The sequence below is a fragment of the Mesorhizobium sp. CA7 genome, assembly GCF_020165015.1.
Taxonomy (GTDB): Bacteria; Pseudomonadota; Alphaproteobacteria; order Rhizobiales; family Rhizobiaceae; genus Mesorhizobium.
In genome coordinates this window covers 33,380-53,661 of sequence record NZ_JAIUHH010000009.1, presented here as the reverse complement: position 1 = coordinate 53,661, position 20,282 = coordinate 33,380, and the positions used below count along the sequence as shown (strand labels likewise).

The 20,282-nt window shown below is 64.5% G+C and carries 19 protein-coding genes; 5 read left to right on the top strand and 14 right to left on the bottom strand.

Going from position 1 to position 20,282, the window contains the following annotated elements:
• Window positions 1–234 precede the first annotated feature (234 nt).
• The gene (locus LB552_RS17455) at window positions 235–651 is read left to right on the top strand and encodes a hypothetical protein (protein ID WP_224608699.1); all 417 of its coding nucleotides are present in this window, start codon (window positions 235–237) and stop codon (window positions 649–651) included.
• 312 nt (window positions 652–963) lie between these two features.
• On the opposite strand, the gene LB552_RS17450 is transcribed toward LB552_RS17455, so the two are convergent.
• Entirely contained in the window at window positions 964–1,719 is a 756-nt protein-coding gene (locus LB552_RS17450) for an MBL fold metallo-hydrolase (RefSeq protein ID WP_095769713.1), read from the bottom strand.
• Between the two features lie 142 nt (window positions 1,720–1,861).
• Between LB552_RS17450 and LB552_RS17445 the strand changes: the two genes are divergently transcribed.
• Complete coding sequence (locus tag LB552_RS17445) at window positions 1,862–2,434, top strand: TetR/AcrR family transcriptional regulator (protein WP_224608696.1); 573 nt, start codon at window positions 1,862–1,864, stop codon at window positions 2,432–2,434.
• A 19-nt stretch (window positions 2,435–2,453) separates the two neighbouring features.
• Here the strand turns inward: LB552_RS17445 and recQ are convergent, their stop codons facing one another.
• Both recQ and LB552_RS17435 read right to left on the bottom strand, forming a co-directional pair.
• Window positions 2,454–4,289, bottom strand: coding sequence for a DNA helicase RecQ (recQ, locus tag LB552_RS17440; protein WP_224608693.1), 1,836 nt, complete (start codon window positions 4,287–4,289; stop codon window positions 2,454–2,456).
• Entirely contained in the window at window positions 4,289–5,827 is a 1,539-nt protein-coding gene (locus LB552_RS17435) for a hypothetical protein (RefSeq protein WP_224608690.1), read from the bottom strand. Before LB552_RS17435 ends, recQ begins: the two co-directional genes overlap by 1 nt.
• Window positions 5,828–6,389: 562 nt before the next feature.
• Between LB552_RS17435 and LB552_RS17430 the strand changes: the two genes are divergently transcribed.
• Window positions 6,390–7,016 (top strand): LysE family translocator, encoded by a 627-nt coding sequence (locus tag LB552_RS17430; RefSeq protein ID WP_224608687.1) that lies wholly within the window; start codon window positions 6,390–6,392, stop codon window positions 7,014–7,016.
• A gap of 197 nt (window positions 7,017–7,213) precedes the next feature.
• A complete protein-coding gene (locus tag LB552_RS17425; protein WP_224608684.1) occupies window positions 7,214–8,293 on the top strand; it encodes a glycosyltransferase family 9 protein in 1,080 nt (359 codons plus the stop codon).
• 15 nt (window positions 8,294–8,308) lie between these two features.
• Here LB552_RS17425 and LB552_RS17420 read toward each other — a convergent pair whose 3' ends face one another.
• From LB552_RS17420 to uxaC, 8 genes are all read right to left on the bottom strand, one after another.
• Window positions 8,309–8,641, bottom strand: coding sequence for a cupin domain-containing protein (locus LB552_RS17420; RefSeq protein ID WP_224608681.1), 333 nt, complete (start codon window positions 8,639–8,641; stop codon window positions 8,309–8,311).
• Between the two features lie 70 nt (window positions 8,642–8,711).
• Entirely contained in the window at window positions 8,712–9,479 is a 768-nt protein-coding gene (gene kduD / locus LB552_RS17415) for a 2-dehydro-3-deoxy-D-gluconate 5-dehydrogenase KduD (protein WP_224608678.1), read from the bottom strand.
• On the bottom strand, window positions 9,476–10,327 hold the full coding sequence (gene kduI, locus LB552_RS17410; protein ID WP_224608675.1) for a 5-dehydro-4-deoxy-D-glucuronate isomerase: 852 nt from the start codon (window positions 10,325–10,327) through the stop codon (window positions 9,476–9,478). Before kduI ends, kduD begins: the two co-directional genes overlap by 4 nt.
• 20 nt (window positions 10,328–10,347) lie before the next feature.
• Window positions 10,348–11,121, bottom strand: coding sequence for a FadR/GntR family transcriptional regulator (locus LB552_RS17405; RefSeq protein WP_095769722.1), 774 nt, complete (start codon window positions 11,119–11,121; stop codon window positions 10,348–10,350).
• Window positions 11,122–11,132: 11 nt separating this feature from the next.
• On the bottom strand, window positions 11,133–12,413 hold the full coding sequence (locus LB552_RS17400) for a TRAP transporter large permease (protein WP_224608672.1): 1,281 nt from the start codon (window positions 12,411–12,413) through the stop codon (window positions 11,133–11,135).
• 3 nt (window positions 12,414–12,416) lie between these two features.
• The gene (locus LB552_RS17395) at window positions 12,417–12,998 is read right to left on the bottom strand and encodes a TRAP transporter small permease (protein ID WP_411966246.1); all 582 of its coding nucleotides are present in this window, start codon (window positions 12,996–12,998) and stop codon (window positions 12,417–12,419) included.
• Window positions 12,999–13,003: 5 nt separating this feature from the next.
• Window positions 13,004–13,981 (bottom strand): TRAP transporter substrate-binding protein, encoded by a 978-nt coding sequence (locus LB552_RS17390; protein ID WP_224608666.1) that lies wholly within the window; start codon window positions 13,979–13,981, stop codon window positions 13,004–13,006.
• A gap of 36 nt (window positions 13,982–14,017) precedes the next feature.
• Complete coding sequence (gene uxaC / locus LB552_RS17385) at window positions 14,018–15,421, bottom strand: glucuronate isomerase (RefSeq protein ID WP_224608663.1); 1,404 nt, start codon at window positions 15,419–15,421, stop codon at window positions 14,018–14,020.
• A 164-nt stretch (window positions 15,422–15,585) separates the two neighbouring features.
• On the opposite strand from uxaC, the gene LB552_RS17380 reads away from it, so the two are divergent.
• Complete coding sequence (locus LB552_RS17380; RefSeq protein WP_224608660.1) at window positions 15,586–17,100, top strand: mannitol dehydrogenase family protein; 1,515 nt, start codon at window positions 15,586–15,588, stop codon at window positions 17,098–17,100.
• Window positions 17,101–17,220: 120 nt separating this feature from the next.
• Here the strand turns inward: LB552_RS17380 and LB552_RS17375 are convergent, their stop codons facing one another.
• The 3 genes from LB552_RS17375 to LB552_RS17365 form a co-directional block, all read right to left on the bottom strand.
• On the bottom strand, window positions 17,221–17,628 hold the full coding sequence (locus tag LB552_RS17375; protein ID WP_095769727.1) for a F0F1 ATP synthase subunit epsilon: 408 nt from the start codon (window positions 17,626–17,628) through the stop codon (window positions 17,221–17,223).
• 100 nt (window positions 17,629–17,728) lie between these two features.
• Window positions 17,729–19,306, bottom strand: coding sequence for a F0F1 ATP synthase subunit beta (gene atpD / locus LB552_RS17370; RefSeq protein WP_224608657.1), 1,578 nt, complete (start codon window positions 19,304–19,306; stop codon window positions 17,729–17,731).
• Between the two features lie 68 nt (window positions 19,307–19,374).
• Window positions 19,375–20,262: a F0F1 ATP synthase subunit gamma gene (locus tag LB552_RS17365; protein WP_140841833.1), complete on the bottom strand. Its 888-nt coding sequence runs from the start codon at window positions 20,260–20,262 to the stop codon at window positions 19,375–19,377.
• Between the last annotated feature and the right edge of the window lie 20 nt (window positions 20,263–20,282).

The window sequence follows — 20,282 nt, the reverse complement described above, 5'->3', positions numbered from 1 at the left end:
GCGCGAAGCAGGATGCCCTCCGAAGCTTTAGCGAAGGAGGGCGGCTCGGAGCTTTCCCTACATCCCCCTCACCTGGCCCATCGGCCTGCGGATGAAATCCCGTGGCCCTCGGGTGACAAAAATCCGACCGTGATCGATAACAATATGATCTCACGGGTTGTTGCGTAGAGGACCACATGTGCTCGGGGGCGAAATCTAACAATGCCCGGTCGCGGCTTCACAACGGGGGACAAGATGATCGCGCGAACAATTGCGGTTGCCCTTGCAATTGCGTTTTCCCTTTCACCGTCGCATGCGCAACCACGGCATCGTTTGCCGAGCGGCTACAAATGGGGCCGCTGCCTGCTGGTCGTTCATGGTGAGACCCGCATCTCCGGAAGATGCTCCTACCAAATCGAGAAGGGCGGCGATTTCAATATCCAAGGCCCTCGTCAGGTTTTCGCAGGCATCGACTATCCCGACACGCATAGCGGGGCCGGTGAAATGTCGAAAGATTACTGGGCCGTTGTCTACAAGGACGGCGATCTTTGGGCAGGCTACGGCAACGCGGACATTCGCGACACGCACGGCGAGGCAGGAGATTGGGGAGAGCTTCGCCGCGAAGGCGCCTGCTATGTCGGGAAGGACGTCAAGGTTTGCCTTTGGCGTTAGCCGGCTCAAGGCGATTGCAGGGTCGAGCTCAAGGTGGTCGCCGCCTGATCCATCGGGCGGCTCCATCCCGCTTCGCTCTTCGAGTTTGGTAGGACCGGGGCGATCCTTCGCGAAGATGGCCTCCGAAGCCTTGGCGAAGGAGGCCGCTCATTCATTTCAGGTTACGCATTCGCGCGGCGCCCTTCGCAGGACTGACATCCTGAGCCCGAAGCAGGATGCGGCATAGGAAGCCGGCGTTCGGGCAGGTGCGCCCCTGACGGCCGCAAACGCCGGTGATCCGGCAGTCCGTCTTTGTGCCCTCTACGGGCGCGCTCATGCTGCCAGCCTCTGCATGGCTTCGGCCATCTGAGCCGAGACACGGCGGTCGTAGTCCTCGGCAAGCGCCCGCAGGGCCGCAGCCCCGTCGCCGGAAAATGACGGGCCGTGCATGAGCGCCAGAGTGCGTGGCGCGAGCTTGGCAAGCTCGCGGATGGTCGTGCCCATGCCGGGATTGAGTGCCGAATATTTGAACAGATCCTCGGCGGCGATCGCCGGGCCGACAACATCGCCGTCGGTCAGCGCGCGGTCGTTGCCGAGTTGGGTGAACAGATCGCCGCAGAGCAGGGTGCCGGTCGATTCCTCGTACATGACGCCGGCGTCCCAACCATGCGGCGTGTGCGGTGTATCGATGAAGCGCACGCGCTTGCCGCCGCCGATGTCGATCACCTCGCCATCCTTCAGCACCCGCGGCGCACGATCCGCGAAATCGTTGAGCGACACGTAGACGCCTGTCTGTCCGTGCGCGGCCGTTGCTTGCGGCGCAACGGTGAGCCATTCGTTCATGGCGCCGCATTCGTCGGATTCGAAATGGCCAAATCCAATCCAGCGAAGACGCTCCGGCGGGATGATGCGGGCAAGCGCGTCGCGGTTGAGCGCGAACATCTTCCGCAGACCGGTGTGGAACATGAGCGGCTCATCGCCCATGACCAGGAACTGGTTGAAGGTGAAGCCGACGGGCGGAGCAATATCCGGTACATAGGTCGATAGGCGGTAGATGCCCTCGGCGATTTCATCGATTTTCGTTTCCATGGAATCTCCTCCAAAACAATGGTTGCGTTCCCTCTCCCGGTTACCCAGGGCTGGACTTCGACCAAAATCGAAGTACATATGTGTGTAGCGAAATATTAGAACCCTGTCAACAATGGGTGCACATGCGTGTGCATTTAAATACATGACCCGCAAATACACCCTTAAACGCCGTGCCGAGCAGCAGGCGGAAACCCGGCGGCGCATCGTCGAAGCTGCGATCGACCTGCACGGTAGCGTTGGTCCCGCAGCAACGACCTTCAGCTTGGTCGCCGAGCGTGCCGGCGTTCAGCGACACACGCTCTACGCCCACTTCCCCGACGAGCGCAGCCTGCTGCAGGCCTGCTCGAGCACGCACATCGAGACGCATCCGCTGCCGAGCCCTGAGCCGTGGCGAGTTGTGGCCGACCCAGGCGAACGGATGCGGATCGCGCTGCTGGCGCTCTACGAGTGGTACGGGCGCAATGAAAGCGTGGTGGCCAGCGTGTTGCGAGACGCCGAACATCACCCGCCAACCCGGGAGGCTGTCGAGACGAGCATCGGCCCGTATTTCGCGACCTGCCAGGGGGTGCTCGGCGAAGGCCTTGGCGGCAGCCAGCGAGCGTTGCTACGGGTGGCGCTGAGCTTCTTCACCTGGCGCACGCTGGTGCGCGAAGCTGGCCTGCAGCCCGTTGAAGCCGTAAACGCCATGGTTCAGGCCGTCCAAGGCGTGGGTTGAGGCTGAGATATACGGCTTGTCAGCTTTCTGACGGGTGCGCCGCGATCGCACTCAAGAACGCCTCGCCGAACTCCTTGAGCTTTGCTGCACCCACGCCGTTCACCTCGGCGAAGTCGTCGAGGTCGCGCGGACGGCGCTCGGCCATGTCGATCAGCGTGCGGTCGGAGAACACCACATAGGCCGGCACCTGCCGTTCCTTGGCGAGCCGCAGCCGCAGCGTCTTGAGCGCGGCCAGCAAGGAAGTGTCCACGCCCTCGCCCGTGGCAGAGCCTTGCGCGGCACGCTTCCTGCCGCGCGCCAGACGGTCCCGGCCTTCGACACGATACTCGAACGCAACCTCGCCGCGGCCGAGCGCGCGGCCGCTTTCCGAGATGGCGAGGCCGCCATGGCCGTCGGGATCCGGCACCAGAAAGCCGCCGGCGACAAGTTGCCGGATGAGCGACAGCCAGACCGGCTTCCGATGCATGATGCCGGTCCTGAAGCTGGCGAGCTGCTGATGGCCTCTGGCCAGCACCTTTTCGGTCTCATGGCCGAGCAGGATGTCGATGACATGGGCGGCGCCGAAGCGCTCGCCGCTCTGCGCGACTGCCGCGAGGATGATCCGCGCCTCCGTCCCGCCGTCGGCGCGCGGCGCCTGGTCGAGACAGTTGTCGCAATTGCCGCAGGCTTGCGCCTCCTCGCCGAAATAGCCGAGCAGCACCTGGCGCCGGCACTGCGCCGTCTCGCAATAGCCGATCAGCGTGTCGAGCCGGCGATGCGCCCGCCTTTTGTGCTCGGGCGAGGTATCCTCGTCGTCGATGAACATCCGGCGCGTGCGGATGTCGCCGGCGCCGTAGAGCATGTGCGCTTCCGCCGCTCGGCCGTCGCGGCCGGCGCGGCCGATCTCCTGGTAATACGCCTCGAGGCTGCCGGGCAGGTCGGTGTGGAAGACATAGGCGACGTCGGGCTTGTCGATGCCCATGCCGAAGGCGATGGTCGCCACCATGACGACGCCCGACAGGCTCATGAAGGTGTTCTGGTTCGCCTCTCGCGCGTCCTTGCTCATGCCGGCGTGGTAGGCGAGCGCGCGCACGCCGTTCTTCTCCAGGAAAGCCGCCATTTCTTCCGTCTTGCGGCGCGACAGGCAATAGATGATGCCGCTCTTGCCCTGGTGACGCTCGATGAAGCGCAGCAGCTGGCGCTTGCTGTCCTGCTTGGGCTCTATCGCCAGCTTGATATTGGGCCGGTCGAAGCCCAGCACCAGGGTTTCGGCGCGCCCGGCAAACAGCCGCGCTTCGATGTCGGCGCGCGTGGCCTCGTCCGCCGTCGCCGTCAGCGCGATGATGGGCACCTGCGGAAACACGCCGCGCAATTGCGACAGGTCTTCATATTCGCGCCGGAAGGCTGGTCCCCATTGCGAGATGCAATGCGCCTCGTCGATGGCGATCAGGCCGACATCGAGCCGGGACAGGGCTTCGAGCATCCGCTCCGTCATCAGCCGCTCCGGCGCCATATAGAGCAGCCGCGTCTGCCCGGACGCCACGCGGCGCCAGGCAGCGACATTGGCGTCGCGGTCGAGCGAGGAATTGATGGTGTCGGCGGCCACGCCGGCAAGGCGCAAGGCGGCGACCTGGTCCTGCATCAGCGCCACCAGCGGCGACACCACGATGGTAAGCCCGCCTTTGACCAGCGCCGGAACCTGATAACAGAGCGATTTGCCGGCGCCTGTCGGCATCACCGCCAGCACATGCCGCCCGGACAGCAACGCCTCGATCACGGTCGCTTGCCCGGGGCGAAAATCGTCGAAGCCGAACACATCCTTCAGGACGCGCCGCTTGTGATCCTCGGCCCGGATGCTCACTGCCTGCGCCGTCATCACCGCGCCGTTCCCGCGTTCAAGGTGTAGGCCGGCATTTCGTAGCCGAATTCGTGGCAGAAGCTCTCCACGCGGGCGAGGAACGCCGCTGGCAGGCCATGCAGGTAGGTCTGGAATTCTTCATTGCGCTCCCATTTTCTCAGCGACGTCGGCCGTATCGGATTGTCCGCATCGCGGCTGTAAAGCGTGACCGGTGACAGACCGAACGACCGGGCGATCCTGCCCTGGACGATATCGGGTTCGGCGATCAATTCCTCATAGCGCAGATAGAAAACGGCTCTTTCGGGTTGAGCCTTTCTAAGGCGCGTCAACCCGTCATACTCCGCCTCCCAGCGCTCGGTCGTTACGTGAAAACGCCGTTCGTTCACCGTCTCTGGATGGGAGCTTGTGAGCACGTCGAAAGGATGCCGCACGCAATAGATCAATCCGACCGAGCCAGGCAGATGCTCGATGTCCTTATGGCTCTCATAGGTGCGTTTGACGACCAGATTGACTTCGGGGCGATCCAGTTCGAGCAGCGCCTGATACGGCGCTTCGTCCCTATGAACATAGATATCGTCGAAACACGCCATCAAACGACGGCTTAGCGTGGTTCCGCTGCGAGCACAGCCGGCAATGAAGATTCTTTTGCGAAACGTCATTGCCGAGGGCAGCCGGGGCGCAGCCTTGCGCAATCGCCAGAACAGTCGTCTTGCGCCACGGCGTAGAGTGGTCGCCGGCATCCGGGCTGCTTTGCCAGGAACGTCCCTCGACGTGATCTCGGCCAAGGCGATGCCGCTCTCTCCGGCAACGGCGTAGAGCAGCCAGGTGCGGCCTCTCTCCTCGAAAATCGCAGGATCGCGCAACGCGTTCTCCGCGCCTTCGGCCGGCCCGTCCCGGCTGGGGCAAACCGGCAGGCCCGCGCCTTCGAAGTCCGTCTGCGGCCGCAGCAGTTCGGTCTCGCCTTTGACCGTCCAGCCTCTCCAGTCCTCGGCGAGATCGATCGTGCCGTGAAGTATCCGTTCCGGCGCGTCGCCCCTGCGCGTGTAAAAGACCCGCAGCCAGCGACCGGATTTCTGCAGTGCAAGATGCCGCGGGGTGGGAAGATGCTTCATGCCGGACAGAACGACCGCACCCCGTTCGAAATCGGAGATGCCGGTCCTGGAGCGGAAGACGGTGATGGCTCCTGTCCCGAGAAGACCGTACCACCACTGATCGTGGCGGAAGAACCGGGCATAGGAAGGCCCGAGCGGCTCGGAAAGCGGATTGAAATGAAGGCCGTCACCAGATGTCGCGGCAAAGGTCGTCTGGCCTTCTCCGCCTTTTGCCGGTCCGTGAAAATACATAACGAAGCGGCGATTCCGCTGATCGACATGAACGTCGGGAGACGCGATGTGGCCTTTGATGAACGGACATTGAGCGAGGGATAGTACCCCGCCGGGATGGATGCGCCACGGGCCTTCGATCGAATCGGCGTAGGCGAGGCGGATATAGGGACCCCCGTGGTCGGCGAAATAGAGATAGTAGGCGCCCAGCCGCCCCGGCGCCCAGTCCGGCATGCCGATCAGCGACGGCCCGTTGATGTTGATCCCATCGCCGCCGGGCAACATGTCCGGCGTCACGATAAGCCCAAGCCGGCTCGCGGTGAGAATGGGTGGCGCGATCATGCGGCAGGCTGCTTCCGGTCGCCGATCCCATCCTGGCGACAAGCGCGCCTGTCGTGGAGCCTGCACGTTCCAGCCCGGCTTCGCCGGGTCTCACATGTCGCTTGCTCTTCCAAGCCAGCCCCCTTGATCTTGCCGCCGCCTGGGGCAGGCGCATTGGCTCGATTGCCGATCCGGCATCGTTCGGCCTTGTCGTCTCGATACAACGACGTGCATTGAAACGAAAGGTCAAAGCAATGCCGCGGTCCATTCCCGGCGGCTTCGAACGACAGGGCTGTGGGGACAGCGTGCGCTTGCGACGAAATCACCGAAGCCTGGAGGGCCGTCACGACATTCCGCTCGAATCGCGGCGATCGCCGACTTCGCCGCCCGAGAGTTCCCCCGGCCCGTTCTGCGGTGCTATAACGCCGAGCCGCTCCGAATGAAGAGCGGCGCTCGACGCAAAAGGAGCCCTGGCATGGTCGATCCCGCGACGCTCGTCACCTACATCGCGGTCGTGTGCGGCTTCGTCTTCATCCCGGGGCCGGCGACGCTGCTCACGGTCGCGCGGGCGACAAGCTCGGGCACGAAGGTCGGCATCGCCACCGGCGCTGGTGTCGCGGCTGGCGACGTGATCCACACCATCATGGCCATCGTCGGCATCTCGGCCGTCATCGCCGCTTCGGCGATGCTGTTCAGCATCGTCAAATATATCGGCGCGGCCTATCTCGTTTATCTCGGCATCCGCGCCACTTTCGAAAAGGCGCCGGCAGACCTGGCGGCCACGACGCTCCCCATTTCCGCGGGCCGGGCCTTCCGGCAGGCGATCCTGACCGAAGTGCTCAATCCGAAGACCGCGCTGTTCTTCCTGGCCTTCCTGCCGCAATTCGTGCACCCGCAAGGTGGTTTCGTGGTGCTGCAGCTGATGCAGCTTGGCATCATCTTTGTCTTGCTCGGGCTCTTCAGCACGGTCATCTTCGCCGTCAGTGCGGGCGGCCTGGGTTCCTTGCTGCGCCGCAATCCGGCGGTGTTGAAATGGCAGGGCAAGGTGGTCGGCGGCATATATTGCGGGCTCGGCATACGCCTGGCGCTGCAGCAGCGCTGAAACGCTTCACCCGGCGGCGCCGGTTCAGGCAGTCATGTCATAGCCGAATTCGCGACAGAAGGCCCGCATGGCCGGCGTCGGCGGGGTGACGAGATCGCGCTTTCTTTATAAAAGAAACCAAGCATATTCTTGCAGAACTCAGCCGGGGGCTTGCTGATATTATTCTTCCGCAGTCCTGCTTCTCCGACACCACAGCAATGGAATCCGTCTCCGCCATGGATTCGTCCGCGCCCGTGCTGATCTTCTATGCCCGCAACGACGCGCTTGGCGACGGCCTGCTGCGGATTCCGGCCCTGCGGGCGGCGAGGACGGCCTTCCCGCAAAGCCGTGTCGTCTACGGCGCCATGCGCGGCTCATCGCTCTCGCATGCGTTGCACAAGCATGTCGCGCATCTCGTCGACGATTTCAGGACGAAGACGCCGCTTTCAGCCATCCTCGCCGAATTCGCGCCGCGCGGCCGCAAAGCCATCGTCGTCGATCTGCGCACCGGCGTGCCGGGCCTCATCCTCACGGCTCTTCGACATGCAGGCCGGGGCATCCGCTACGAAGCGAACTTTGCCGGCCATCTTCTGTCGCTGCGCTGGGGCACGCAGTTGACGCTGCGGCCCGAACACAATGCCTGGCGCTACCATCGGCTGGTCGAGCGCCTGGCGGGGCGGCACCTGCCTTTCGACCACAGGCTCGATGTGCCGGACGCCGCGCGGGCTCTGGCGCGCCAGCTGCGCGGCGGTTGCGGCCGTCCGCTTGTCCTGCTTGGCGGCAATGCCCATGGCAGGAAGTGCATGAGTGAAGATCAGGTGGTGGCCGTTGCCCGCAATCTCATCGATGCCGGCTACCGGGTGCTGTATCTGGCGACCCCCGGCAGCGGACCGGCGCCACCGGCGCTCCTCGCAAGGGAAGGCCGCCTCCAGGTGGCCGGTCCGGAACTGGCGCCGGACATTGCAAGCTTCGACGATCTCCTGCTTGCGCTGGGCGAGACGGCGGTCGCCTATATCGGCATGGAGGGCGGACTGGCGCATCTGATGGCCGCCGTCATGACGCCGGCGGTGATCGTCAACAACGGCGCCAATATGGAGCGCTGGCGCCCCCTTTCAAACGCGGTCGAAGTCGTCACGGCGCCAAGGCGAGGTCGTTCGGCCTATGTCGCCGACGCGCCGGTCGAGGCCATACTCGAAGCCGCGCATCGCCTGCTCGCGGCAGGCCGCCGCGATCACATGGCGGTCGCAGCGGTTCCGGAAAGGTGTGAAACCGCTCCGGTGCAGTTCGGCGCTCGGTAGAACCGCCGACCTGTCCTAGCCGAGGAAATCGGCCCGGCAAGGCGCAAAGCTGTCGACCAGCCGCCCGGCCTCCAGCGCCTTGACGCCATGCACGAGATTGGACGGCACGATGAAGCTGCTGCCTGTTTCGAGGATCTCCGATCGGTCGTCGACAGTGACCTCGAAGCGACCCTCGGCGACATAGCTGGCCTGGACGTGCGGATGCGAATGCAGCGCGCCGACGCCACCCTTGTCGAAGGCGAACTCGACCATCATCAATTCATCGGTATGCACCAGCACGCGCCGCCTGTTGCCGTCCGGCGTCGGCTCCCAGGCTTTTTCGCCCGCATGCGAAAAGATATCGGTCATCGCTCAGCTTCCGTTCGGCTTGTAAAGCAAATCCAGGCAAGGTCCGGCGCGGTTTTCCGGCGGGAGACGGTCACCGCGCCAACCAGCCGCCATCGACCGGCACCACCGCGCCATGCATATAGTCCGACGCCCGCGCCAGCAGGAACACGGCTGCGTCGCCGATATCGTCGGGCCGTCCCCAGCGCGCCGCGGGGATGCGCCCGAGGATGGCCGCGCTGCGGTCCGGGTCGGCGCGTAAAGCTTCCGTGTTGTTGGTCTCGACATAGCCCGGCGCGATGCCGTTGACGTTGATGCCTTTCGCCGCCCATTCGCAGGCGAGCAGCCTTGTGAGGCCGAGCACGCCGTGCTTCGAGGCCGTATAGGAAGCGACGCGAATGCCGCCCTGGAAACTCAGCACCGACGCGATGTTGACGACCTTGCCGCGCCGTCCGGGCTCCGCCAGCACGCGCCTGGCAAAGCTCTGGCAGAGCCGGAAAACCGTCTTCAAATTGACGTCCATCACCTCGTTCCAGTCGGCTTCGCTCAGCTCGACCGCATCGGCGCGCCGGATGATGCCGGCATTGTTGACGAGGCCGTCGAGCCGGCCGCTCTCGTCCCAGACCCGGTCTAACATCGCGGCCGCCTCGGCCGGGTCGCCGAGATCGGCCTTCACCGCTTCGAAGCTGCCGCCCGCGGCCGTAACTTTCGCGGCGGTGTCATCCATCGCCGATCGACCGACGCCGACCACTAGGCCGCCGGCGCGCGCAATCGATACGGCGATGCCTTGCCCGATGCCGGTGTTGGCGCCGGTGACCAGGATGCGCTTGCCCGTGAGGCTGAAGGCGGAAAGATCGCTCACCGCAATTGATCCATCGCCACCTGATCGACGTCGGTATAGTCGACATTGTCTCCGGCCATCGCCCAGATGAAGGCGTAGTTGGATGTGCCGGCGCCCGAATGGATCGACCAGCCCGGCGACAACACCGCCTCCTCGCTGCGCATGACGATGTGGCGCGTCTCGTCCGGTTCGCCCATGAAGTGGAAGACGCGCTGCCCTTCCGGAAGATCGAAGTAGAGATACGCTTCCATGCGCCGGTCATGCACATGGCAAGGCATGGTGTTCCACACCGAGCCTGGCGCGAGCTGCGTGATGCCGACGACGAGCTGGCAGGTCTTGACGCCGTCGGCGTGGATGAACTGGAAGATCGAGCGTTCGTTGCTGGTCGCCTGGCTGCCGAGGTCGAGCCGCCTGGCGTCGCCGATGCGGATCAACTGGCTGGGATAGGTCCGATGCGCCGGTGCGCTAAGCAGGTAGAATTTTGCCGGCCTGTCGGGCTCCGCCGAGGCGAACGACACCTGCTCGGCGCCCATGCCGAGATAGACCATGTCGCGCGCCGCCAATTCGTAAGCCACGCCGTCGGCCGTGACGGTGCCGGCACTGCCGATGTTGACGGCGATCAGTTCGCGGCGGTCGAGGAAAGCCTTGGTTCCGGTCGGTTTGATCGCCTCGAGCGGCAGGGTCTTGTCGATAGGCATGGCGCCGCCGACGATCATGCGGTCGTAATGCGTGTAGGTCAGGCTTACGAGGCCCGGCTGGAAAAGCCCCTCGACGTGGAAATGGTGGCGCAACTCGTCTGTTCCCATGGCCGCGGCGGTGATGGGATCGATGGCGAAGCGCGAGGAAAATTCGGTGTGTGTATGGTCCATTTCTAGGCCTTGTCTGATGGTCACTCGGTCGATGCGGCTTTCAGCGAATTGGCATAATAGGCCTGTCTGGCCTGCAGCCGCTCGCGGTAGCGCTGCTGGCTGCGGGTCAGATGCGTGCGCATCGCCTCGCGCGCGGCCTCGGCATCGCCTGCCGAGATCGCGTTGAGAATGACGAGATGCTCGCGCTGCAGGCCGCGCTGGTACTCGTCCGACTGGACGAGCTCTGTCGACCAGGGCGACGTCACGTCGCAAGGAATGGCGCGGCGTCCCAGCACATCGAGCATCTCGACATAGAACGGGTTGTTGGTGGCGCTGGCGATCGCGCGGTGGAAGGCGAGGTCGGCCGGGCCGGTCGGCTGGCTGGCGAGCAGCAGCCGCTCGAACTCGAAGAAGGCCTCCTGGATCGCGGCCTCCTGGGCGGCGTTGCGGCGGATGGCGGCCAGGCCCGCCGATTCGATCTCGATCGCGAGGCGGACCTCGAGCACGTTGAGCGCGACCGAATCCTTGGCTCCCATGTCGGCGGCCAAAACGCCGAAGGTGGTCGAGATGTGCTCGCTGACGAAGACGCCGGCGCCTTGCCGCGCTTCGACCAGGCCGTCGGCGGCAAGCTTGGCCAGCGCCTCGCGGATGACCGTGCGGCTGACGCCGAAAGTCTCCGTCAGCTGACCTTCGGTTGGCAGCTTCTGTCCGGGCGGAACCTCGCCTGCCAAGAGCTGCTTGCGGATCGCCGCGACCACGGTCTCCGACAGTTTCGGTTTGCGTTCGACCCTGAGGTCGGCAACTGTTTGGGACACGTGGTGCCCTCCTAGTGAAACAGGCTCGGCAGCCACAATGAGATTTCCGGTATGTAGGTGACAAGCATCAGCACCACGAAGGCCGCTCCATAGAACGGCCAGATCGAGCGCATTGCCGTCCAGATGGGAATGCGGCCGATGGCGCAACTGACGAACAGCACCGCGCCGACCGGCGGTGTGCAAAGGCCGATGCCGAGATTGAGGATCAGGATGACGCCGAAATGCACGGGATCGACGCCATAGGCCATGACCACCGGCAGGAAGATCGGCGTGGTGATGATGATGAGCGGCGACATATCCATGAATGTGCCGAGGATGAGCAGGACGACATTGATCAGAAGCAGTATGACCAGCTTGTTGTCGGACACGGACTGCAAAAACGCGACAAGCGCTGCCGGAACCCGAAGATAGGCCAGCAGCCAGCCGAAGGCCGCGGCGCAGCCGATGATCATCAGCACCATCGCTGTCGTGCGCACCGCCGCTGTCGTCGCGGTGACGAAATCGTTCCAGCTCATCGACCGGTAGATGATCAACGTCACCAGGAAAGCATAGACGATGGCAATGCAGGAGCTTTCGGTGGCGGTGAAGATGCCCGAGCGGACGCCGCCAAAGATGATGCCGATCAGGATCAGCCCGGGAATGGCAGCGACAAGCAGCTGCAAGGCCCGGCCGAAACCGGCAAAAGGTTCCGTCGGATAGCCGCGCCGGCTTGCCACCAGATAGGCGGTGACCATCAGCGACAGGGCCAGCAGCAGCCCCGGCAGAACGCCGGCGGTGAACAGATCCGCGATCGAGATGCGGCCGCCGGCCGAGATCGAATAGATGATCATGTTGTGCGACGGCGGGATCAGCAGCGCGATGATGGCGCCGACGGAGGTGATGTTGACGGCATAGTCGATGCCGTAGCCGCGCGCCTTCATCTGCGGGATCATCAGCCCGCCGACCGCTGAGGCATCGGCCACCGCCGAACCGGAAATTCCGCCGAACATGGTCGATGCGGCGATGTTGACTTGGCCCAGACCGCCGCGCAGATGGCCGACCAGGGACCCGGCCAATGCCACCAGGCGGGCGGCGATGCCGCCGCGAACCATAAGGTCGCCGGCGAAGATGAAGAAAGGGATGGCCATCAGCGAAAAGACGCTGACGCCGGAATTGAGCCGCTGGAACACCACGACGGGTGGCAGGCCGATCGTGAGGATCGTCGCGAAGCTGGCGACGCCGAGGCAGAACGCGATCGGCGTGCCGATAACCAGCAGGAAGACGAAAGTGCCGAAAAGCACGATCAGTGCCATGGTTCAGAGCTCCTCGCCGGTCGCGTAGATGTCGGCATCGACCGGCAGCCCGGCAAAACGCCCCGCCAGCCGCTCGAGTGAAAACAGGCAGACCAGCGCGCCTCCTAGGATGACCGGCAGGAAGCTGACGCCGCCGGGCAAGGCGAGCGACGGCATCACCGTGTTCCAGGTCAGCCTGGCCAGCTGCACGCCATAGACGATCATGCCGGCGCCGAAGGCCAGCACGACGAGATCGGAAATGCTGCGCAGCACCGCCTTGGCCGAGGCAGGCAAGACATAGAGCAGCACGTCGAAGCCGAGATGCGTGCGCTCGCGCACGCCGACGGCCGCGCCGAGAAAGATGAACCAGCCCATCAGCAGCACGGATGAGGACTCGGTCCAGCTCGGCGAACGGTTCAGCATGTAGCGCGAGAAGACCTGCCAGAAGATGATGACGGTCATCAGCGTCAACCCGGTGCCGCTGACCCATAAGGCCAACCGCGCAAGCCCGGAAAGGGCGCGTTCCACCCGCAGCCAGAACCCTTTCGGACCCGACCGGCTGGATGGCAACACGGAAGCCTCCGTGCCACCGGGCCCGTTGCTCATCCCGGTCATTTCGTCGCCTGGATACGGGCGGCGAGGTCCTTGAGCTCGGGCGTCGACAGATATTTGTCGTAGACCGGCTTCATGGCGTCGATCAGCGGCTGCTTGTCGATCTCGCTGATCTTGACGCCGGCTTTCTCGACGATGTCGCGCGACTTCTTCTCCTGCGCGTCCCACAGCTCGCGCATCTTGACGACGCTGTCCTTGGCCGCCTGGCGCACGATCGCCTGGTCTTCCGGCGCCAGCTTGTCCCAGCTTGCCTTCGACATCACCAGCACCTCCGGCACGATCTGGTGTTGATCCAGCGTGTAGTGCTTGGCGACCTCGTAATGCTTGGCGGATTCGAAGCTCGGCCAGTTGTTCTCGGCGCCGTCGATGACGCCGGTCTGCAGCGCCGAATAGACCTCGCCATAGGCCATCGGCGTGGCGTTGGCGCCGAGCGCATTGACCATGTCGACAAAGACGTCCGACTGGATGACGCGGAACTTCATGCCCTTCATATCTGCCATCGAGGCGATGTCCTTCTTGGTGTTGTAGAAGGAGCGCGCGCCGGAATCGTAGAAGGCGAGTCCGACAAGGTCATGCGCCTCGAACGCCTTCAGGATCTGGTCGCCGATCGGCCCGTCCATGACATGGCGCATGTGCTCGACCGAGCGGAAGATGTAGGGCAACGACGGCACGGCGGTTTCCGGCACGATGCCGTTGAATGGCCCCATGGAGACGCGATCGAGGTCGATGACGCCGGCCTGGGTCTGCTCGATCGTATCCTTTTCCTCGCCGAGCTGCGCCGAATGATAGACCTCGATCGAATAGCGTCCGTTGGTGCGCTGCTTGATCAGCTCGCCCATGTATTTGACCGCCTCGACTGTCGGATAGCCGTCCGGATGGGTGTCCGAAGAGCGCAGGACGGTTTCGGCCTGCGCGGCTCCGATCACCAAGGACCCGATGGCGAATGTCGCCGCCAGCAATCTCGAAATACGCAACATGTCTTTCCTCCCTTCAAAAATCTCGGATGTCCCGGCTCAGAGCCGGTACGCCTTCTTGGCAAGCGAGTAGGCAAGCTCCCGCGCCAGCTCGTGCGCCTCCTCCTCCCGGAGGCGATGCTCGGCGACCAGCCGCGCCAGAAAGGCGCAGTCGACACGCCGCGCGACGTCGTGGCGCGCCGGGATCGACGGGAAGGCGCGCGTGTCGTCGTTGAAGCCGACGGTGTTGTAGAAGCCCGCCGTCTCAGTGGTCATCTCGCGGAAGCGGCGCATTCCTTCCGGGCTGTCGTGGAACCACCAGGCCGGCCCGAGCTTGAGCGCCGGATAGACGCCGGCGAGCGGCGCCAACTCGCGCGCATAGCTCGTCTCGTCGAGCGTGAACAGGATGATCGTGAGGTCGCGCTCCAGCCCGACGCAGTCGAGCAGCGGCTTCAGCGCCGACACATAATCGGTCCGGGTCGGGATATCGAAGCCCTTGTCGCGGCCGAATTTCTGGAAAATGGAAGGCGAATGATTACGCCATGATCCAGGATGGATCTGCATCGCCAGGCCGTCGTCACGGCTCATCTTGGCCATCTCGGTCAGCATCTGGGCTCGGAACAGTTTTCGCTCGCGCTCATCCTCGGAGCCGCGCCGGATGCGGTTGAACAGCTCCTGCGCCGCCGCGTCGGAGAGATTGGCGGTCTCGGCCGTCGGATGGCCGTGATCGGACGAGGTCGCGCCGAACTCCTTGAAATAGGCGCGGCGCTTTCGATGCGCCTCGAGATAGCCGGACCAGCTGCCGGTGTTGCATCCGGTGATCTCGCCGAGCGTATCCAGATTGGCCGCGAAGCCCTCGAAATCGGGATCGACCACGGCGTCCGGCCGATACGCGGTGACGACGCGACCCTTCCAGCCGCTGTCGCGGATCGTCCGGTGCCATTTGAGGTCGTCGAGCGCGCCTTCGGTCGTCGCGATCACCTCGATGTTGAAGCGTTCGAACAGCGCGCGCGGCCGATAGTCGTCGCGTTGCAGCAGCGCGGCGATCGTATCGTAGATGCGGTCGGCGCTGGCTGCGGTAAGCGGCTCCCCGATGCCGAACAGATGCTCGAGCACATGATCGAGCCACAGCCGTGTGGGCGTGCCGCGGAAGAGATAATAATGCTCGGCGAAGCGCCGCCAGATCGCCCGGCCGTCGGTTTCGACGGGTGCGCCGTCGAGCGTCGGGACGCCGAGTTCCTCCAGCCGCACGCCCTGGCTGAACAGCATGCGGAAAATGTAATGGTCCGGCACGATCAAGAGCTGCGCCGGGTCGGAAAACGGTTCGTTGAGCGCGTACCAGCGCGGGTCGGTGTGGCCGTGCGGACTGACGATTGGCAGGTCCTTCACCCCCGCGTAGAGGGCCTGCGCCAATGATCGCGTTTCCGGCGAAAACAGCAGGTCCGGATCGGTCAATACGGCCACGCAGCTCCTCCCAGGCTTCGCTATTGGTAGATCGGCCAGAGATAATGTCAACATACAAATATTATGCAGTTGTATGATGACTTTCGAAAGGAACGTGGCCATTGTGCACGGCGACAGCGGGTGTTAGGTCGCTGCCGTCGTTTTCCGATCGGAGACAAGCTTCCATGAACGGCCGTCTGTCCAACGCCACCCTTGCGGAGCTGCAGGCCGAAGTTCTGGTGCCTCGCTATGACCGCAAGTCCGTCGCGCCCGGCATCGTCCATCTTGGCGTCGGCGCCTTTCACCGTGCCCATCAGGCCGCCTATGTCGATGCCTGTCTGGCGGATGGCGAGAGCGATTGGGGCATCATCGGCGTCTCGCTGCGCAGCCCCGACACGCGCGATGCGCTGGCGCCGCAGGACGGGCTCTACACGCTGGCAATCCGCGACAGCGCCGGCGAACAGCTGCAGGTCATCGGCTCGATCCAGTCCTTGCTCGTCGCCCCGGAGGACCCGGGCGCGGTGCTCACCGCGCTCACCGATCCGCGCATCCGCATCGTCACGCTCACCATCACCGAAAAGGCCTATCTGAGAGCAGCCGACGGCACGCTCGACAGCGCGCACCCCGAAATTGTCCACGACCTCGCCAACCCGGTATCGCCGAAGACGGCGCATGGATTTCTCGCCGAGTCGCTCGCGCGCCGCCGCGCCGCCGGCACGCCGCCCTTCACGGTGCTCTGCTGCGACAACCTGCCGGCCAACGGCGCGACGCTGCATCGGTTGTTGGTCGAGTTCGCGAAATTGCGCGACGTCCAGACAGGCTCCGGCGACCGGCCGTTGGCAGGCCATATCGCCGATGAAGTGGCCTTCCCGTCCTCAATGGTCGATCGCATCGTGCCGGCGACCACGGACGCCGATCGCGCCCGCATCGCTGGCGAGCTCAGCATCGATGACGCGTGGCCGGTGATGACCGAGCCGTTCCGGCAATGGGTGATCGAGGACCGCTTTCCCGCCGGGCGGCCTGCCTGGGAGAAATTCGGCGTCACCATGGTCGAGGATGTCGGCCCCTTCGAGGACATGAAGCTGCGGCTGCTCAACGGCGCGCATTCCGGCATCGCCTATCTCGGCCTGCTCAGCGGCCACGCCACCGTCGACCGCGCCTTTGCCGATCCGTCGATCCGGCAGTTCGTCGATTGGCTCTGGGCCGAGGCTATTCCAACCCTGCCGCAGCAGGCCGGGCTCGACACAAGCGCCTACACGGCCGAGCTCGCCGAACGCTTTTCCAACACCGCGCTCGCCCACCGCACTGCGCAGATCGCCAATGACGGCAGCCAGAAGCTGCCGCAACGCATCGTCGCCTCCGCCCTCGCCCGGCTGGAGGCTGGCTTGCTGCCGGAACATCTGTCGCTGGTTGTCGCCGCCTGGATCGCCGCATGCGCCGCCCGCGGCAGCAGCTTGCCTGATGGCCATTTCACCGATCCGCTCGATGCCGCCCTCGGCGACCTGTTCGGCCGCAATCTGCCGACCGCAACATTGGCCGAGGCTGTGTTCGACCTCGCCGGCTTTGCCAAAGGCCACGCGGAACGACAAAGGTTGATCGAGTTTGTCGCCACCCACCTCGTCCATTTCAAGCAGGGCGGTCCGACGCTGGCTTTTGCCGCGCTCGGCATCGGCAGCGAGCCGCCAAGGCTGGCCGAATAGCTATTCGCCCGCCTACCCGCCAGGGATTGCGCCCCATGCAGCGCGAAACTGTCTCGCAAACAGCAAAAACAAAAAAGCGGGACTAGCCCCGCTTTGTAAAACGCTTCCCGGCAGCCGAAATCAGGCCGGCAGCAGCGCGCCTTCCAGCGTGGTGAGCTGGCTGAGGAACTGCTCAGCCTTGCTGCGGCTCTCGTCGTCCTTGGCGTCGGCCGCGTCTTCCTTGGCCTCCTGGATGCGACGAGCAAGATCGGCGCGATCGATGTCGTTCACATGCGTTGCCGATTCGGCAAGAAGCGTGCAGCCGGAAGGCAGGATGTCGGCGAAACCGCCGAACACGACGAAGCGCTCTTCCTTGCCGCCCGCGGTCTTTATCGTAACGACGCCGGGCTTGATGGTCGTCATGACCGGCGCGTGCTGCGCCATCACCGTCATCTCGCCTTCGGCGCCCGGGATGACGACCGACTCGACCTGCTCGGAAACGAGCAGCCGCTCCGGCGAGACCAGTTCGAACTTGAAAGCTTCAGCCATGTTCAATTTAGCGAGTAGGGAATAGCGAGTAGCGAGTAGTGAAGAAACTCGCCAAACTCGTTGCTCCCTATTTGCTACTCCCTATTCGCTATTCGCTTTCTTATGCCGCTTCAGCCGCCAGGCGCTGCGCCTTCTCGACCGCCTCGTCGATGCCGCCGACCATGTAGAAGGCGGCTTCCGGCAGGTGGTCGTAGTCGCCGGCGCAAAGGCCCTTGAAGCCCTTGATGGTATCGGCAAGGTCGACCAGCTTGCCCGGCGATCCGGTGAACACTTCGGCGACGAAGAACGGCTGCGACAGGAAGCGCTCGATTTTGCGGGCGCGGGCAACCGTCTGCTTGTCCTCTTCCGAAAGCTCGTCCATGCCAAGGATGGCGATGATGTCCTGCAGCGACTTGTAGCGCTGAAGGATCGACTGCACCTGGCGGGCGACCTGGTAGTGCTCCTCGCCGACGACCATCGGGTCGAGCATGCGCGAGGTGGAATCCAGCGGATCGACGGCCGGATAGATGCCCTTTTCCGAGATCGCGCGGTTCAGCACGGTCGTGGCGTCGAGGTGGGCGAAGGAGGTCGCCGGCGCCGGGTCGGTCAAGTCGTCGGCCGGCACGTAAATGGCCTGCACCGAGGTGATCGAGCCCTTGGTCGTGGTCGTGATGCGTTCCTGCAGCGCGCCCATGTCGGTCGCCAGCGTCGGCTGGTAGCCCACGGCGGAAGGAATGCGGCCGAGCAGCGCCGACACTTCCGAGCCCGCTTGCGTGAAGCGGAAGATGTTGTCGACGAAGAACAGCACGTCCTGGCCCTGGTCGCGGAAATATTCGGCGACCGTCAGGCCGGTCAGGCCGACGCGGGCGCGTGCGCCCGGCGGTTCGTTCATCTGGCCGTAGACGAGCGCGGCCTTGGAGCCGGCACCGCCGCCCTTCTTGTTGACGCCCGATTCGATGAACTCATGATAGAGGTCGTTGCCTTCGCGGGTGCGCTCGCCGACGCCGGCGAACACCGAGAAACCGCCATGCGCCTTGGCGACGTTGTTGATCAGTTCCTGGATCAGCACGGTCTTGCCGACGCCGGCGCCGCCGAACAGGCCGATCTTGCCGCCGCGGGCATAAGGCGCCAGGAGGTCGAGAACCTTGATGCCGGTGACCAGGATCTGCGCTTCCGTCGACTGATCGACATAGGCCGGAGCCGGCTGGTGGATGGCGCGCATTTCGACGCCGTCGACCGGGCCTTCCTCGTCGACCGGCTCGCCGATGACGTTGATGATGCGGCCGAGCATGCCAGGACCGACCGGAACCGAGATCGGCGCGCCGGTGTCATAGACGTCCTGGCCGCGGACGAGACCTTCGGTCGAGTCCATGGCGATGCAGCGCACGGTGTTTTCGCCGAGATGCTGGGCGACCTCGAGCACCAGGCGGTTGCCGACATTGTCGGTTTCCAGCGCGTTCAGAATGGCCGGCAGGTGATCTTCGAACTGCACGTCGACGACGGCGCCGATGACCTGGCGGACCTTGCCGGCGGCGCCGACGCGCTTGGCCGCAACGCTGGCTGCGGAAGCCGCGGCCTTGGCCGGAGCGGCCGCCTTCTTCGCCGGAGCGGCGGCCTTCGCGGCTGCTGCCGGGGCCTTTGCCGCCTTCGGGGCCGGTGCCTCCTTGGCCGCGGTCTTCGGGGTAGCTGCTTTCGCCATCGTCTTTGCCCTTTTCGTCTATCCGTTGTTCACGCCGCTGCGAGGTCTCGGACCCCGCCCGCGCGTGCCTAGAGCGCCTCGGCGCCCGATATGATCTCGATCAGTTCCTTGGTGATCTGCGCCTGCCGCTGGCGGTTGTAGGTGATCGACAGCTTGTTGATCATGTCGCCGGCATTGCGCGTCGCATTGTCCATCGCGCTCATCTTGGCGCCCATCTCGCCGGCCGCGTTTTCAAGCAGCGCGCGGAAGATCTGCACGGCGATGTTGCGCGGGATGAGGTCGGAGAGGATCTCGCCCGGCTCCGGCTCGTATTCGTAGACGGCATTGCCGCCACTGGTCGCCTCGGGAGCGGTCGACCCGACGGCCGCCGCCGGGATGATCTGCTGCGCCGTCGGGACCTGGCTGATCACCGACTTGAACTGCGAATAGAACAGCGTGCAGATGTCGAAGCCGCCCTCGTTGAAGAGGTGGATGACCTTGCGCGCGATCGCATCGGCATTGGCGAAGCCGAGCGTCTTCACTTCGCGCAGGTCGACGCGCTCGAGGATCATCGAAGCGTATTCGCGGCGCAGGATGTCATAGCCCTTCTTGCCGACGCAGATGATCTTCACCTGCTTGCCGTCGGCCAGCAGCCTGCGGATGTGGTCGCGGGCGAGACGCGCGATCTGCGAGTTGAAGCCGCCGCACAGGCCGCGCTCGGCCGTGCAGACGATAAGCAGATGCACATCGTCCCGGCCGGTGCCCGTCATCAGCGCCGGGGCATCGCCGCCGCCGCCGATCGCCTGGGTGATGTTGGCCAGGACCGCGCCCATGCGCTCGGAATAGGGTCTGGCTGCTTCCGCCGCTTCCTGCGCGCGACGCAGCTTCGCCGCGGCGACCATCTGCATCGCCTTGGTGATCTTCTGCGTCGCCTTGACCGAGGCGATACGGTTACGAAGGTCTTTTAACGAAGCCATGCTTCAAACCTGATCCCGTC

Coding starts and splice junctions, on each gene's coding strand:
- LB552_RS17430 (WP_224608687.1), top strand. CDS start 6,390: ATGGTCGATCCCGCGACGCTCGTCACCTACATCGCGGTCGTGTGCGGC.
- kduI (WP_224608675.1), bottom strand. CDS start 10,327: ATGGACCATACACACACCGAATTTTCCTCGCGCTTCGCCATCGATCCC.
- LB552_RS17435 (WP_224608690.1), bottom strand. CDS start 5,827: ATGCCGGACTGGGCGCCGGGGCGGCTGGGCGCCTACTATCTCTATTTC.
- LB552_RS17420 (WP_224608681.1), bottom strand. CDS start 8,641: ATGACCGATATCTTTTCGCATGCGGGCGAAAAAGCCTGGGAGCCGACG.
- LB552_RS17395 (WP_411966246.1), bottom strand. CDS start 12,998: ATGAGCAACGGGCCCGGTGGCACGGAGGCTTCCGTGTTGCCATCCAGC.
- LB552_RS17445 (WP_224608696.1), top strand. CDS start 1,862: ATGACCCGCAAATACACCCTTAAACGCCGTGCCGAGCAGCAGGCGGAA.
- atpD (WP_224608657.1), bottom strand. CDS start 19,306: ATGGCGAAAGCAGCTACCCCGAAGACCGCGGCCAAGGAGGCACCGGCC.
- LB552_RS17365 (WP_140841833.1), bottom strand. CDS start 20,262: ATGGCTTCGTTAAAAGACCTTCGTAACCGTATCGCCTCGGTCAAGGCG.
- recQ (WP_224608693.1), bottom strand. CDS start 4,289: ATGACGGCGCAGGCAGTGAGCATCCGGGCCGAGGATCACAAGCGGCGC.
- LB552_RS17455 (WP_224608699.1), top strand. CDS start 235: ATGATCGCGCGAACAATTGCGGTTGCCCTTGCAATTGCGTTTTCCCTT.
- LB552_RS17380 (WP_224608660.1), top strand. CDS start 15,586: ATGAACGGCCGTCTGTCCAACGCCACCCTTGCGGAGCTGCAGGCCGAA.
- LB552_RS17400 (WP_224608672.1), bottom strand. CDS start 12,413: ATGGCACTGATCGTGCTTTTCGGCACTTTCGTCTTCCTGCTGGTTATC.
- LB552_RS17390 (WP_224608666.1), bottom strand. CDS start 13,981: ATGTTGCGTATTTCGAGATTGCTGGCGGCGACATTCGCCATCGGGTCC.
- LB552_RS17375 (WP_095769727.1), bottom strand. CDS start 17,628: ATGGCTGAAGCTTTCAAGTTCGAACTGGTCTCGCCGGAGCGGCTGCTC.
- LB552_RS17425 (WP_224608684.1), top strand. CDS start 7,214: ATGGAATCCGTCTCCGCCATGGATTCGTCCGCGCCCGTGCTGATCTTC.
- LB552_RS17450 (WP_095769713.1), bottom strand. CDS start 1,719: ATGGAAACGAAAATCGATGAAATCGCCGAGGGCATCTACCGCCTATCG.